The organism is Sandarakinorhabdus sp. (assembly GCF_031430775.1).
Lineage (GTDB): Bacteria > Pseudomonadota > Alphaproteobacteria > Sphingomonadales > Sphingomonadaceae > Sandarakinorhabdus.
The window spans coordinates 1-12,472 of the sequence record NZ_JANPCD010000184.1 but is presented as its reverse complement, the minus strand read 5'-3'; the positions used below and the strand labels follow the sequence as shown (position 1 = coordinate 12,472).

15 protein-coding genes are annotated in these 12,472 nt (G+C 65.5%); 8 read left to right on the top strand and 7 right to left on the bottom strand.

What is annotated here, in order from left to right; all coding sequences use genetic code 11:
- From RMQ73_RS11860 to RMQ73_RS11845, 4 genes are all read left to right on the top strand, one after another.
- Window positions 1–286: FixH family protein (locus RMQ73_RS11860; protein WP_310498460.1), on the top strand; the 286-nt coding region annotated here is incomplete at its 5' end.
- Window positions 283–2,415: a heavy metal translocating P-type ATPase gene (locus tag RMQ73_RS11855; protein ID WP_310498459.1), complete on the top strand. Its 2,133-nt coding sequence runs from the start codon at window positions 283–285 to the stop codon at window positions 2,413–2,415. The genes RMQ73_RS11860 and RMQ73_RS11855, both read left to right, overlap by 4 nt.
- A 60-nt stretch (window positions 2,416–2,475) precedes the next feature.
- A complete protein-coding gene (gene ccoS / locus RMQ73_RS11850; protein ID WP_310498458.1) occupies window positions 2,476–2,643 on the top strand; it encodes a cbb3-type cytochrome oxidase assembly protein CcoS in 168 nt (55 codons plus the stop codon).
- Window positions 2,633–2,884: a hypothetical protein gene (locus RMQ73_RS11845; RefSeq protein ID WP_310498457.1), complete on the top strand. Its 252-nt coding sequence runs from the start codon at window positions 2,633–2,635 to the stop codon at window positions 2,882–2,884. The genes ccoS and RMQ73_RS11845 overlap by 11 nt, the downstream gene beginning before the upstream one ends.
- Here the strand turns inward: RMQ73_RS11845 and RMQ73_RS11840 are convergent.
- The 4 genes from RMQ73_RS11840 to RMQ73_RS11825 form a co-directional block, all read right to left on the bottom strand.
- Complete coding sequence (locus RMQ73_RS11840) at window positions 2,881–3,501, bottom strand: response regulator (protein WP_310498455.1); 621 nt, start codon at window positions 3,499–3,501, stop codon at window positions 2,881–2,883. The genes RMQ73_RS11845 and RMQ73_RS11840 overlap by 4 nt on opposite strands.
- The gene (locus tag RMQ73_RS11835; protein WP_310498454.1) at window positions 3,494–4,639 is read right to left on the bottom strand and encodes a PAS domain S-box protein; all 1,146 of its coding nucleotides are present in this window, start codon (window positions 4,637–4,639) and stop codon (window positions 3,494–3,496) included. The genes RMQ73_RS11840 and RMQ73_RS11835 overlap by 8 nt, the downstream gene beginning before the upstream one ends.
- A 32-nt stretch (window positions 4,640–4,671) precedes the next feature.
- A complete protein-coding gene (locus RMQ73_RS11830) occupies window positions 4,672–5,439 on the bottom strand; it encodes a hypothetical protein (protein ID WP_310498453.1) in 768 nt (255 codons plus the stop codon).
- 102 nt (window positions 5,440–5,541) lie between these two features.
- Window positions 5,542–6,207, bottom strand: coding sequence for a hypothetical protein (locus RMQ73_RS11825; RefSeq protein ID WP_310498452.1), 666 nt, complete (start codon window positions 6,205–6,207; stop codon window positions 5,542–5,544).
- A gap of 268 nt (window positions 6,208–6,475) precedes the next feature.
- Here RMQ73_RS11825 and RMQ73_RS11820 point away from each other — a divergent pair, with 268 nt between their 5' ends.
- The 3 genes from RMQ73_RS11820 to RMQ73_RS11810 are packed head-to-tail and all read left to right on the top strand — an operon-like array spanning window position 6,476 to window position 10,103.
- Entirely contained in the window at window positions 6,476–7,051 is a 576-nt protein-coding gene (locus tag RMQ73_RS11820) for a biliverdin-producing heme oxygenase (RefSeq protein WP_310498451.1), read from the top strand.
- Window positions 7,044–9,683: an HWE histidine kinase domain-containing protein gene (locus RMQ73_RS11815; protein WP_310498450.1), complete on the top strand. Its 2,640-nt coding sequence runs from the start codon at window positions 7,044–7,046 to the stop codon at window positions 9,681–9,683. The genes RMQ73_RS11820 and RMQ73_RS11815 overlap by 8 nt, the downstream gene beginning before the upstream one ends.
- Window positions 9,684–9,743: 60 nt before the next feature.
- Window positions 9,744–10,103 carry a hypothetical protein gene (locus RMQ73_RS11810; protein WP_310498449.1) on the top strand — a complete coding sequence of 120 codons (360 nt, stop codon included), beginning with the start codon at window positions 9,744–9,746 and terminating at the stop codon, window positions 10,101–10,103.
- Here the strand turns inward: RMQ73_RS11810 and RMQ73_RS11805 are convergent.
- The 3 genes from RMQ73_RS11805 to RMQ73_RS11795 are packed head-to-tail and all read right to left on the bottom strand — an operon-like array spanning window position 10,070 to window position 11,514.
- A complete protein-coding gene (locus RMQ73_RS11805; protein ID WP_310498448.1) occupies window positions 10,070–11,116 on the bottom strand; it encodes a histidine kinase dimerization/phosphoacceptor domain -containing protein in 1,047 nt (348 codons plus the stop codon). The genes RMQ73_RS11810 and RMQ73_RS11805 overlap by 34 nt on opposite strands.
- Window positions 11,117–11,128: 12 nt before the next feature.
- Entirely contained in the window at window positions 11,129–11,314 is a 186-nt protein-coding gene (locus RMQ73_RS11800) for a NepR family anti-sigma factor (protein ID WP_310498447.1), read from the bottom strand.
- Window positions 11,311–11,514: a hypothetical protein gene (locus RMQ73_RS11795; RefSeq protein ID WP_310498446.1), complete on the bottom strand. Its 204-nt coding sequence runs from the start codon at window positions 11,512–11,514 to the stop codon at window positions 11,311–11,313. Before RMQ73_RS11795 ends, RMQ73_RS11800 begins: the two co-directional genes overlap by 4 nt.
- Window positions 11,515–11,542: 28 nt before the next feature.
- Here RMQ73_RS11795 and RMQ73_RS11790 point away from each other — a divergent pair, with 28 nt between their 5' ends.
- Entirely contained in the window at window positions 11,543–12,364 is an 822-nt protein-coding gene (locus RMQ73_RS11790; RefSeq protein WP_310498445.1) for a response regulator, read from the top strand.
- The last annotated feature ends 108 nt before the right edge of the window (window positions 12,365–12,472 follow it).

The following is a 12,472-nucleotide window of genomic DNA, read 5'->3' as shown; positions in this document are numbered from 1 at the left end:
TGGCTGGCTGCGGGCGGCGCGTGCCCAGAAGGCCTTGGGCTGGACCGCCAGAATGGGCCTTGATGGCAGCCGCCATGTCATGGTCATCATGGATAGCCCCGGATTTGTCGCGTCGGGAACTGCGCATCACCCTCTGGGCCGGGTGCCGGCGATGCCGCTGGTGTTCGCGGTACAAGCCGATGGCAGTCTGCGCAGCACGGCGCGGTTGCCCGAAGGCCGCTGGCAATTGCGCATCGCCATCCACCGCGATGGCCGGGTCATGCGCCTCGCCGAGACAATGCCATGAATGCCCACGCCCCTGCACTCGCTGGCACGCCGCTGCCCGAAACGCGGTTTTCGGTGCCGGGAATGCGCTGCGCCGGCTGCATCGCCAAACTTGAAACCGGGCTGGCAGCGGTGCCGGGCATCATGTCGGCACGGGTCAATTTCACTGCCAAGCGCGTGACCATTACCCATGCGGCAACGCTGGCGGTGCCCGATCTGGCGGCGGCGCTGGCCGGATTGGGTTTCGAGGCGCAAGCGCTGGGCGGCGGTTTGGGCGATGGCCTTGTCGCAGCCAATGACGACAGCAAATATCTGCTGCGTTGCATGGCGGTGGCCGGTTTTGCTGCCATGAACGTCATGCTGCTGTCGGTGTCGGTGTGGTCGGGCGCCGACGGCCCGACGCGCGATCTGTTTCACTGGCTGTCGGCGATGATTGCCCTGCCGGCGGTGGCCTATGCCGGCCGGCCATTCTTCACATCGGCGTGGACGGCACTGCGCCACCGCCGCACCAACATGGATGTGCCGATTTCAATCGGTGTCAGCCTTGCCGCTGGCCTCAGCCTGTATGAAACGATCATCGGCGGCGCCCATGCCTATTTCGACAGTGCCGTCATGCTGTTGTTCTTCCTGCTGGCGGGCCGCTGGCTGGATGCGGTGATGCGCGACCGCGCCCGCGACGGAGTGACGGCTCTGCTCAGGCACACGGCGCCCGGCGCACTTGTGCAGCAGCCGGACGGCGCCACGGCGTGGATGGTTGCGGCCGACTTGCGGCCCGGCATGACCATGCTGGTGGCCGCGGGCGAGCGCCTGGCTGCCGATGGTGACATCATCGCCGGGCGCAGCCATATCGACTTGTCGCTGTTGACCGGCGAAAGCGTGCCTGTGCTGGCGGTAGCGGGCGACACGGCGCTGGCGGGCACGATCAACATCGATGGGCCGATCAGCGTTGCCATCACCGCCGCCGGCGCCGACACCGGCATTGCCGATATCGCCCGGCTGATGGAAAGCGCCGGGCAATCGCGGTCGCGCTATGTGCGTATCGCGGACCGGGCGGCGCGCATCTATGCGCCGGCTGTGCATACGCTGGCGCTGCTCAGCCTTGCCGGCTGGCTGATCGCCGGCGCGGGCTGGCACCAGTCGCTGCTGATCGCCGCCGCCGTGCTGATCATCACCTGCCCCTGTGCGCTGGGGCCGGCGGTGCCAGCGGCGCAGATCGTTGCGGCAGGCACGCTGATGCGCGCCGGCGTGCTGGTCAAGGACGGCTCGGCGCTGGAACGGCTGGCAGAGGCTGACCAAGTGGCCTTCGACAAGACGGGGACGCTGACGCTTGGCCGGCCGCAGCCGCTGACGCTTGATGGTCTGTCACCGGCCCACAAATCGCTGGCACTGGCGCTGGCGCAAACCAGCCGCCACCCGCTCAGCGCGGCGCTGCGCCGGGCGCTGGTCGCGCAAGGCGCCGTGCCGGCCGCGATCGGCGATGTCACCGATGTGCCGGGCGAAGGGCTGTCGGCGCAGTGGCAAGGCGTGCCGATCAGCCTTGGCCGCAGCGATGATGACGGCGCGGCGTTGGCCTGTGCGCTGCGGGTCGGTGATGCGCCGGCGATTGTCATCCGCTTTGCCGATCCGCTGCGGCCCGATTGTGCCGCCAGCATCGCCGAACTGGCGCGGCTTGGCCTGCCGGCTTCGATCCTGTCCGGCGACCGCGCCGGTGCCGTGGCGCCGGTGGCGCACGAACTGGGGCTTGCGGCACGCGCCGACCTGTCGCCGCAAGACAAGCTGGCGGCCATCGCGGCGATGAAGGCCGGCGGCGCGCGAGTGCTGATGGTCGGCGATGGCCTCAACGATGGCCCGGCGCTTGCTGCGGGCCATGTCGCCATGGCGCCGGCATCGGCCAGCGACGCCAGCCAGAACACCGCCGACGCCGTGTTCCTGGGTGACAGCCTGGCCCCCGTGGCCATGGCGGTGCGGGTCGCGCGCGCCACCGCAGCCATCGTGCGGCAGAATTTTGTTGCTGCGGTGGCCTATAATGCCATCGCGGTGCCGCTGGCCATTGCCGGGCAGGTCACGCCGCTGGTCGCGGCGCTGGCGATGTCGGGGTCGTCGATCATCGTCGTGGCCAATGCGCTCAGGCTGCGCGGAGCAGCGTCGTGACTGCGACGCGCCCTAGCAGAGCAGCGTCATGACTGCGCCGCGCCCGAGCAGAGCAGCATCATGAACGGGCTGGTGATCCTGATCCCGGTGGCGCTGGGCCTTGGCCTGGCGGGGCTTGCAGTGTTTTTCTGGTCCCTGCGCCACGGGCAATATGACGATATGGACGGGGCGGCGCTGCGCATCCTGATCGACGAAGACAAACCTGCGGAGCCTGACGATGACGCATAGGTCCGGCCTTGCTGCCCTGCCGGCGCTGCCAACGCTGCCGGCCCTTCTGGCGGCTGTCATGATGATCGGCAGCAGCGGGGCCGCAGCCATGCCGCAAGGCAGGATCGTGATGGCGCTATGCGGCAGCGGCAACGCCGAAATGCCCGGACAGCAAGGTCGGCGCGGGGATTGCGACAAGGCCTGCCACGCCGCTTGCGGCCGTCGCAAGGCGCAGGACCAGTCGCCACAAGGCGCTGGCTAGGCCGCGAGATCTCCAAGCCGAGCCATGAAGGCTATCCGCAACGCATCCGACAGGCTGCCGACACCAAGCTTGGCCATCAGATTGGCGCGGTGGATTTCGACGGTGCGCGGGCTGATGCCCAGGTCATAGGCGATGACCTTGTTGGAGTGTCCATCGACAAGCCCGCCCAGCACATCGCTTTCACGCGGGCTGAGAGCATTGAGCCGGGCCTGCGCCTGCCGGGCCAGCACATAGGCCTGTTCATGGCCTTCGCCGTACCGGAATGCCTGATCGATGGCGGCGAGCAGCATGGCCTTTTCAAAGGGCTTTTCGATGAAATCGACGGCGCCGGCCTTCATCGCGCGTACCGCCAGGCCGATATCGCCATGCCCGGTGATGATGATCACCGGCAGCATGATGCCCCGGTCGCGCATGCATTGCTGGACCGCCAGGCCGTCCATGCCGCCCAGCCGGACATCAAGCAGCGCGCAGCCAGGACCCAGCGCGCCGGCAGACTTGAGAAAGGCTTCACCCGATTCGAATGTGACGACTGAAAGGCCGGCGGCCTTGAGCATGAAGGAGACGGAGCGGCGCACGGCGGCTTCGTCGTCGACCAGATAGACGTGCCGGTCAGTCATCGGCGGCTATTGTCAGCGTGAAATGAAAGGCAGCGCCGCCGATATCGGCTGGTTCTGCCCAGATCCGGCCGCCATGTGCCTCCACGATCGTCCGGCAGATCGACAGGCCAAGCCCCATGCCCTGGTCCTTGCTGGTGTGGAACGGTTCGAAAAGGTGGTCCTGCGCGTCCGGCGCAAGGCCGGGACCGCTGTCGGCGACAATGACGGTCACCATGCCATGGCCATCGGACAGGCTGCGGATGACGATGCGGCGGCGCGGTGAGCGGTGCATGGCCTCCACGGCGTTGCGGATCAGGTTGAGCAGCACTTGCTGGATCTGGATGCGGTCGACAAGCACCCGGTCACAATCGGCGGACAGCCTGACCTCGAGATCGGCAGCGGCGGGGCCGGAACCCGTGAGCGCCAGCGCACTGGCTTCGGTGACCAGTTGGCGCAGGCTTTCGACGCGTTTTTCGCTGTCGCCGCGTGCGATGAAATCGCGAAGGCGGCGCACGATCTGGCCCGCCCGCAGGGACTGCGCCGCAGCTTCGTCAAGGGCTTCGCGGATCATTGCCAACGACGCGGCATCGGAATTGCCCAGCAGATCGCGCGCGCCCTCAAGATAATTGGCGATGGCCGTCAGCGGCTGGTTGAGTTCATGGGCCAGGGCCGATGCCAGCGACCCCATGGCGCTGACCCGCGAGATATGCGCCAGTTCGGCTTGCAGGTCCGCCAGCCGCCGCTCGCTCTGCTGGCGCTCGCTCAGGTCGCGGACAAATCCGGTGAACATCCGGCCTTCGTCGGTGATGGCATCGCCTATGGCCAGCTCGATCGGGAAATTGCTGCCATCGCTGCGGGTGGCCGTTGTGACGCGGCCCACCCCGATGATCCGTGCGACCCCGGTTTCCAGATAGCGCGCCATATAGCCATCATGGGCCTGCCGGTCGGGCTGCGGCATCAACATGTTGACGTTGCGGCCGGCGACGTCGCGTTCCGCATAGCCGAACATGCGCTCGGCCGCCGCGCTGAATGACAGGATCATGCCATGGTCGTCGATAACGATCATGGCATCGGGAACCGTCGCCAGGATCGACCGCTGATAGGCGGCGTTGCCCTGAAACGCTGTGGCGCCAGGCTCGGCGGATCGGAACGGACACACCCTGTTCCTTTAGGGCGCAATCGGTCACGAATTCAATGCGTCATGAGCAGCGGCACCGTTGATGTCTCGATCAGGTCGCGGGTGACGCCGTGTGCCGGGTGGTCGCCAAGCTGGCCAAGTCCAGTCCGGCGGCCAAAGGCCCCCATCACCAGATAACGGGCATCAAGCTCGGCGACAGCGTGCGCAAGCGCCGCCGATGGGCTGCGGTTCTTTGCCGGCCATTCGTGCACCTCGGTTGTTGCCCCGTAGCGGGCCAGATACAGGGCGGCCTCGCTGGCCGGAACGCCGGGACCACCGCCGCTGACCTCGACGATATGCACGCACGCAGCGCGCCGCAGCAGCGGGACGGCTTGCCGCATGGCCTGCGCCGCTGCGGCGGACCCGTTCCAAGCCAGCACGGCAGCACCGTGCGCTTCGAACCGGCGGCAACCCGCCGGCACCACCATGACCGGCGCACGGCCATGCATCACGAGATCGCTGATGATTGCCAGGTCCGGCGTTAATTCCGGCCGCTGTGCCTGGCTGGTTACGACGATATCGGCCAACTGGCTGTGCTCGATCAGCCGCACCGCGGCACTGCCATCGCAGCAGCGCCAGTCCCACACGGTCGCTGCCCGCCGCAAACTGCTCTCGATGGCATGACGCGCCAGCCGGTCGTGCTCGCGGTCGGCTTCGGCCATATCTGCTGCGATCTGCACGCATCGGATGCGGCCGGACACCAGCCGCGCCAGGTCTATCGCGACATTCAGGCGGTCATCCTGTCCCGCATCGCGGTGCACATGCAGCAAAATCGCTTTCACGAAATCCGGTCCCTGAGCGCCGCGCGAACACACGGCCGCGAACAGTCTCGCCAATCAGGGCATGCGGGTCTTTACGGAACAATACGGAGCCGGGCGGCAGGGTCATCGGCATGTGACGCCATTGCTGCCGATGGCATTGCCCAGGATGGCGCCCAGACTGCCGCCCAGTATCGAGCCAAGCGTTTTCGAACCGCCCGGCGCGATCACATTGCCCAGCACGCCGCCGCCGATCGCGCCGATGATCAGACCGGTCGTGCCGTCATTGCGCCGGCAGTAATAGCGGTTGTCATTTCCGCGATAGATGCGGTCATTGCTGCCGATTTGCCGGACGCGGTAATTTCCGGAACGGTAGTAATTGTCGGCGTAATAGCCGTTGTAGCGGGGGTCGGGGCGGTCCCAGCCATAGCGCAGGCCGCGATTCCAGCCCGGCGCGTTCTTGCGGCTTTCCTGAAAGCGGCGCTTGTCGCTGATGCGCCAATCGCGGGCATCGCGCTGATATTCCTGCCGGGCGCGATCGACATCGCGCTGTTCCATCCGCACGTCGCGGCGGCTGCCACTGCGCTGCGCCTCGCGCACATCCTGTCGCTCGGCGCGCAGGCGGTCGCGGCTACGCTCGACTTCGCCGCGACTGGCGCTCTGGCGGTCCTGGCGGTCCCCGCGGTCCTGCCGTTCCTGACGGTCCTTGCGGTCATTTTCGGGCTTGCCAGCGGTTGCCGGCAGCGCCGCTGCGAGCATGGTGGCAGCGATCACGAACTTGATCGTCTTCATTTGCGTTCCTTTTTTGTTTCGCGGCTCCGTAATGAACGGGCGTGTGTGTTGGTTGCATGAACATGGCCGCCAGCCGCCGTTCATCACAGGACCGGAACAGCCGGACGCCGCGCCCCCATATTTTATATTCAGCCCCATGGAACCTTTGCACTGTTCGCGTGTCGGATTGCAGGACCGCGCGCGATGCCAACATATCATTCGGCGTTCAGGACGACCGGCCAGAGGGGGACGCGAGCATTTGAACTTCATGGCGCCCATTGCGCTCCCCGTGGATGAACACAGCCTGCCCCTGCGCGACGCGCTGCGCAGTGCGACCGCCGATGTCCATGCCCGGATGCACCTGCATGCCGGGATGGCTGCTATTGCGAACGGCCGGATCGGGCGTGAAGGCTATCGGCGGCTGCTGGTGCGGCTGTACGGGTTTTATCTGCCGTTCGAAGCGGCTGCCGGGCTTGCGCCGCTGCGCAGCGGCTGGCTGGCCAGCGACCTGGTGGCGCTCGGGACGCCGGAATCGCAGCTTTCCAGCATCGGTTGTTGCCCGGACCTGCCGCAGCTGGACAGCGATGCAGCCCTGATCGGTGCGATGTATGTCGTCGAAGGGTCCGCGCTTGGCGGCCGCCAGCTTGCACGCAACCTTGGCGGTCAGGCCGGAGGAAATACCCAGGCGGGAAAGCGGTTCCTTGCCAGCGACGGCGCTGATACCGGGCGCGCGTGGCGGGCGTTTTGCGAACGGCTGAACGCCGTCCCGGACGATGCGCGGCGCACGGTCATCGACGCGGCCGTCACGACATTTTGCTGCTTTGAATCCTGGCTCGACGGTTGGGAGGCCGCAGACAATGCATGAAATCGACCTGGCGCGCGCGCCGGCAACCCTCAGTGATTGCGACCGCGAGCCCATCCACATGCCAGGCGCGATTCTGCCGCACGGGGTCATGCTGGTGCTCGACAGCCAGTCGATGACCGTTTTGCAGGTCGCCGGCGACACGCAAGGGCTGTTCGACTTGGCCGGCGCCGCGCTGATCGGGGCCGGTATCGAGGCGATATTCCCGGCGGCGGCGGCGGCGCGCGTGCGGCAGCTTTGCGCCGATCAGAACATCGCCAAGCCGCGCCATCTGCTCGACCCGTTGCTCAGGGTCATTGCCGATCGGCCGGTTGATGCCAGCGTGCACCGCACCGGCGACTTGCTTGTCATCGAATTCGAACCCGCTGAAATCGCGGAACCCTATGCCAGCGACCCGTTGTCGGCCGTGCAGGAAATGATCGAGGGCTTTGCTGCATCGCCCTCGATCGCCGATCTGTGCCAGAAGGCGGCCGAACGGGTGCGCCGGGTTGCGAAGTACGACCGGGTGATGGTCTATCGCTTCATGGCCGATGCGTCGGGCTGGGTGATCGCCGAAGCGCGCCGCCCCGACATGCCGCCGTTCCTGGACCTGCATTATCCGGCCACCGATATTCCGCAACAGGCACGGGCCCTGTATCTTCAGAACTGGCTGCGGCTGATCACACAGGTCGATTATGAGCCAGCGCCATTGCAGCCCCGCCTCAACCCGCGCACCGGCAAGGGGCTGGACATGAGCCAGGCCATATTGCGCGACGTCTCGCCGATCCACCGCCAGTATCTGCGCAACATGGGCATCGAGGCATCGATGTCGATCTCGATCATCGTCGAGGACCGGCTGTGGGGCCTGATCGCCTGCCACCATGACAGCCCGCGCCGGCTGCCGCGCCATTTGCGCGCCGTATGCGAATTGTTCGGCGCCATGTTCTCGTTGCAACTGGAGGCGTGCGAGCGCACCGAAATGTTCGGCGCCCGGCTGACAAGCCGCAAAACGTTGCAGACATTGATGCTCAATCTGGCGGGGGTCGAAGACTATGCGCTGGGGTTGACCCAGCACTCGCCCGACCTGCTCGATTATATCCAGGCCGGCACGCACGGCCCGGACGGGGAACGCAGCGGCGGGGTTGCCGTGTTCGTCGATGGCAACCTGACCGTCCTGGGCAAGACACCAACGCCCGATCAGATGACCGCGCTGACGGCGTGGCTGACAGGCTATATGGCTGAATTCGAGGGCATATTGGCGACCGACCGGCTTGGCGAAATCTGGCCGCCGGCGCGGAAATTTGCTGCCACCTGCTCGGGGCTGCTGGTGATATCGGTGTCACGCGAGCCATCGGATTTCATCATGTGGTTCCGTCCCGAACTGGTCGAAACGACGCTTTGGGGCGGCAATCCTGAAAAAACCGCTTCGGTCGGCGACGACGGTGTCACGCTTATCCCGCGCAAATCCTTTGCAGCATGGCAACAGACGGTGCGCGGCCGCGCGATGCCGTGGACAACGTCTGAAACCGATGCGGCGTTCGATCTGCGGGTATCGCTGCTTGAGGTCGTGCTGCGCCGGATCAAGGCGGCGGCGGCAGCGCGCGAACGCGCCTATGACCGCGACAAGCTGTTGATGGCCGAACTTGATCACCGCGTGAAGAACACGCTCGCCAATATCCAGAGCCTGGTCAACCAGGCCAGCCGCAGCGCGCAATCCCTGACCGGTTTTGTCGAGGGGCTGGATGGCCGCATACAGTCGATGGCCAAGGCCCATAGCCTGTTGACGCAAAGCCGCTGGGAAGGCGTATCCATCGAAGGGCTGCTGAGGGAGGAACTGGAGCCTTATTGCGAGAGCGGCGTGGGTGTGGCGTTTACCGGTACCGAAATCATCCTCACACCGAAGGCGGCGCTGGCGTTGTCGCTGGTGGTGCATGAACTGGCCACCAATGCCGCCAAATTCGGGGCGTTTTCGGTAGCCGATGGCAGGGTCGGCGTTGACTGGCGGCTGCGCACGGATGGCGGGGTCACATTGGTCTGGACAGAATCGAGGGGGCCGCCGGTGGCCGTGCCCAGCCGGCGCGGCTTTGGATCGAGCCTGATCGAACGGGCACTGGCGCTGGAGACCGGCGGCGAAGCCATCGTCCGCTATGAACCGTCCGGGGTGATCTGCGAGATCGGCCTGCCGGCACATTCCGTTGTCGAGGCAAGTTTCCGGCCGGCAATCGCCGTGCTCAGGCCGCCCGAACCGGCTGTTCTGCCGGCCCCGCTGCCGCCTCGGCCGCGCGTTCTGGTCGTGGAGGATTCCATCTTTGTCATCATGGCGCTGGAGACCATGTGCGAGAAACTGGGCTGGGACATGATCGGCCCGGCCACACGTGTCGCCGACGGGCTGCGGCTGGCACGCGACGAAACATTCGATGCGGCGCTGCTCGACGTCAATCTGGATGGGGACATGTCATGGGACATTGCAGCGCTGCTGACGGCGCGCGGCATCCCGTTCGCCTTTGGAACGGGGTATGATGTCAACAATATCCTGCCGGCGGAATTTGCCGGCACCCCGATTTTCAGCAAGCCGTTCCGCATGATCGAGGTGGAACGGCAGATGGGGCTGCTGCTGGCGCAAGGCGCACTGCTGGCACAGGCGGGAACCGATTGACCGGGCGGTTCGTTTTCTTGCCAGTGCGCCAGACAGGCAACCGCGTGGCAGGAATTTTCAATGACCAGCACCGATCATACCGATGACTTCGATCTTGTCAGCCAGGATCCGGCAGCCTGGTACCTGCAGCCGCAAGCAGTGCTGGACGATGCGCAATTGTCCCATGCAGAAAAAGGCCGGCTGCTGGAAGAATGGGCGCTTGATATCGGCGACCGCAGCACGGCTGCAGATGAAGGGATGGTCGCCGAAATCCCCGTGCTGGTCGACCGGGATGCCCGGATGCAGGACCGTATCATATCGGCACAGGCGGAGCTTGCCCTGATGGCCGCCAATGATGCCGCGCTGTCGTTGCCGCAAAGGCTGTGGCGGCGCATCACCGCCGCTGTTCAGGGCGGCCCCGCCGCAAACGACACGCTGTAAGTGCCGGTCGCTGCGTCATGGGCCAACTCGCTGCGCAACTGCCGGGCCATGCCGTGAATGATGCGTGACGTCGGCAGCAAGGCCGTGGCTGCGATATGGTCGGTTCCGGCAAAGCCGGCCGACGCGACGGCAATTGTGACCTTGCCTGCGGCCCGGGCGCTCGTCACGCGCACATGGAGCGGGCCAGGCGCAACATGCTTTGCCGCAAGGCTGGCCAGTTCGGTAACAAGAAAGGCAACCGGCACGGCGGCATCGGGGTGAATGACGATGGCCCCGATGTCGCAGGTGACCGTGACCAACGGGTGATGGGGCGACAACAGGCTGGTTTCCAGACCCGCACACATTTCGCCGACGAGTGCCTGCAAATCCACGCCGTTACTGGTGGCATCATCGTACATCCAGCGGTGGACCTGGGTCAGCGCCTGGATTCGCGCCTGGATGAGGGCGTAGGTCTGCAACACCTCGGGGCTGTCGGCGGTGCGGGATTGCAGCGACAGCAGGCTGGAAATGATCTGGAGGTTGTTCTTGACCCGGTGATGCACCTCGCGGGTCAGGCGCCGCTGTTCGGCCAAGGCGCCGCGCAGGTCGCGGCTATGGGCGTCGATAGCGTCGGCCATGGCGTCGAAACTGGCGGCCAGCGCCTGGATTTCCGTTCCGCCCTGGATAGCGCCCTGGATTCGCAGCCGGGTCCGGGCCGGGTCGGAGCTTGCGCCATAAGCGTCGATCAGGCGCGAAATTGCGTCCAGCGGTCGCACGATGAGGCGATTGACCGCGAACCAGGCGGTCAGCAGTGCGGCGAACCACATCAGTAAAGGGACATAAAGCCCCAGACTTTGCTGCCATCCCTGGCGCAATCCCTGCCGCCATCCCTGTCCGCCATTGCCGATTGCGGCGGGGCCTTGCAGTTCCAGCATGATGGCCAGCGCGCCCAAGGGCAGCATGGCGATCGCCAGTGCCACCGCCACCCTGGTCGACAATCGCCAATGCCGGGTCAGTGCAATCAGTCCGTTCACAGGGGCCAGCTGCTACGAAAGCCGGGCGAGCAGGCTGGCGAGCGCCGATGGCAGCGGCTGGTCCAGTGATCCCGCAAAGACACGCTGCAAATTGCTGCCCAGATCGTCGCCGTGCAGGGTGCGCGCGGGAGTTGGCGGGCGCGGGGCGGCATCCGGCCGCTTGCCGGGGGGCGCACCGCTATGGTCTGTGCCCATCATGCAAATGTGTGACGCAGGCGCGAGAACATGATAGCTTTTTCGATGGTGTTCGTTTCGCTCGCTTTTTGAATTTGGGCGATCATCACGGTTCCCGGCGCTTGGTATAATCGGTATGGCGCGGGAACCTTTCGGTAGCCCGCATCGTTGTTGCAATGCAACGCAGTTGAAACACCGTCGTGCGTTGCAATCTCCGCATTCAAACGTCTCGAACGTCAAAGGGTTCCCTCCATGTCGCTGGCTTCGAAACTTATCGCACATTTGCCGTATTTGCGGCGCTATGCCCGCGCTCTTACGGGGTCGCAGGGCCATGGCGATGCACTGGTGGCCGCGACTCTGGAAGCCATCATTGTCGACCGTTCGATCATGCCCGCCGATGTGCTGCCACGCCTTGGCCTGTACAGGGTATTTCAGACGGTTCAGGCGGCGTCTGCCGTGGCCGAGCCGCCTCCGGCTGCCCCTCAGCCTGTCGCTGCGCTGTCGCCTGCTGCTACACCCATCGCAGTCGCCGCTGCCCGGCTGGCCGCGATGACGCCGTTGTCGCGGCAGGCCTTGCTGCTGGGTGCAATGGAAGGCTTTACCAACGAGGATATCGGATTCCTGCTGGACAGGACGGCGGTGCAGGTGCTGGCGCTGGTCGATGAGGCAATGGCCGAGATTGCCCGCCAGACCGCGGCGCGCGTCCTCATCATCGAGGACGAACCCATCATCGCGATGGATATCGAAGCTATTGTCGGCGATCTGGGCCATGGCGTGACGGGTATCGCGACCACGCATGACGAAGCGATGGCGATGTTCCATGCCGAAACACCGGGACTGGTGCTGGCCGATATCCAACTGGCCGATGCCAGCAGTGGCATCGATGCCGTGCGGCACATCCTGGCCGAAAAGGCGGTTCCGGTGATCTTCATCACGGCCTTTCCCGAACGCCTGTTGACGGGCGAGCGACCGGAGCCGACGTTTCTGATCTCCAAGCCGTTCCAGACCGCAACGGTGCAAGCCGCCATTGCCCAGGCGCTTTTCTTCAATTCCACGGAATCGCTGCATAGCTGACGAAATCGCCCAAGCCGGGGCGGCGGCGGGCCATGGAACCGAACAGGCACCCGGACGTTGCGGTGAAGAGGAATACAGACGGGGGAAGATCGTCGATGACACCCAGCA

What these genes read in the sequence shown, in the direction of transcription:
- RMQ73_RS11855 (WP_310498459.1), top strand. Translation starts at nt 283, where the DNA reads ATGAATGCCCACGCCCCTGCACTCGCTGGCACGCCGCTGCCCGAAACG.
- ccoS (WP_310498458.1), top strand. Translation starts at nt 2,476, where the DNA reads ATGAACGGGCTGGTGATCCTGATCCCGGTGGCGCTGGGCCTTGGCCTG.
- RMQ73_RS11845 (WP_310498457.1), top strand. Translation starts at nt 2,633, where the DNA reads ATGACGCATAGGTCCGGCCTTGCTGCCCTGCCGGCGCTGCCAACGCTG.
- RMQ73_RS11840 (WP_310498455.1), bottom strand. Translation starts at nt 3,501, where the DNA reads ATGACTGACCGGCACGTCTATCTGGTCGACGACGAAGCCGCCGTGCGC.
- RMQ73_RS11825 (WP_310498452.1), bottom strand. Translation starts at nt 6,207, where the DNA reads ATGAAGACGATCAAGTTCGTGATCGCTGCCACCATGCTCGCAGCGGCG.
- RMQ73_RS11815 (WP_310498450.1), top strand. Translation starts at nt 7,044, where the DNA reads ATGCATGAAATCGACCTGGCGCGCGCGCCGGCAACCCTCAGTGATTGC.
- RMQ73_RS11810 (WP_310498449.1), top strand. Translation starts at nt 9,744, where the DNA reads ATGACCAGCACCGATCATACCGATGACTTCGATCTTGTCAGCCAGGAT.
- RMQ73_RS11800 (WP_310498447.1), bottom strand. Translation starts at nt 11,314, where the DNA reads ATGATGGGCACAGACCATAGCGGTGCGCCCCCCGGCAAGCGGCCGGAT.
- RMQ73_RS11790 (WP_310498445.1), top strand. Translation starts at nt 11,543, where the DNA reads ATGTCGCTGGCTTCGAAACTTATCGCACATTTGCCGTATTTGCGGCGC.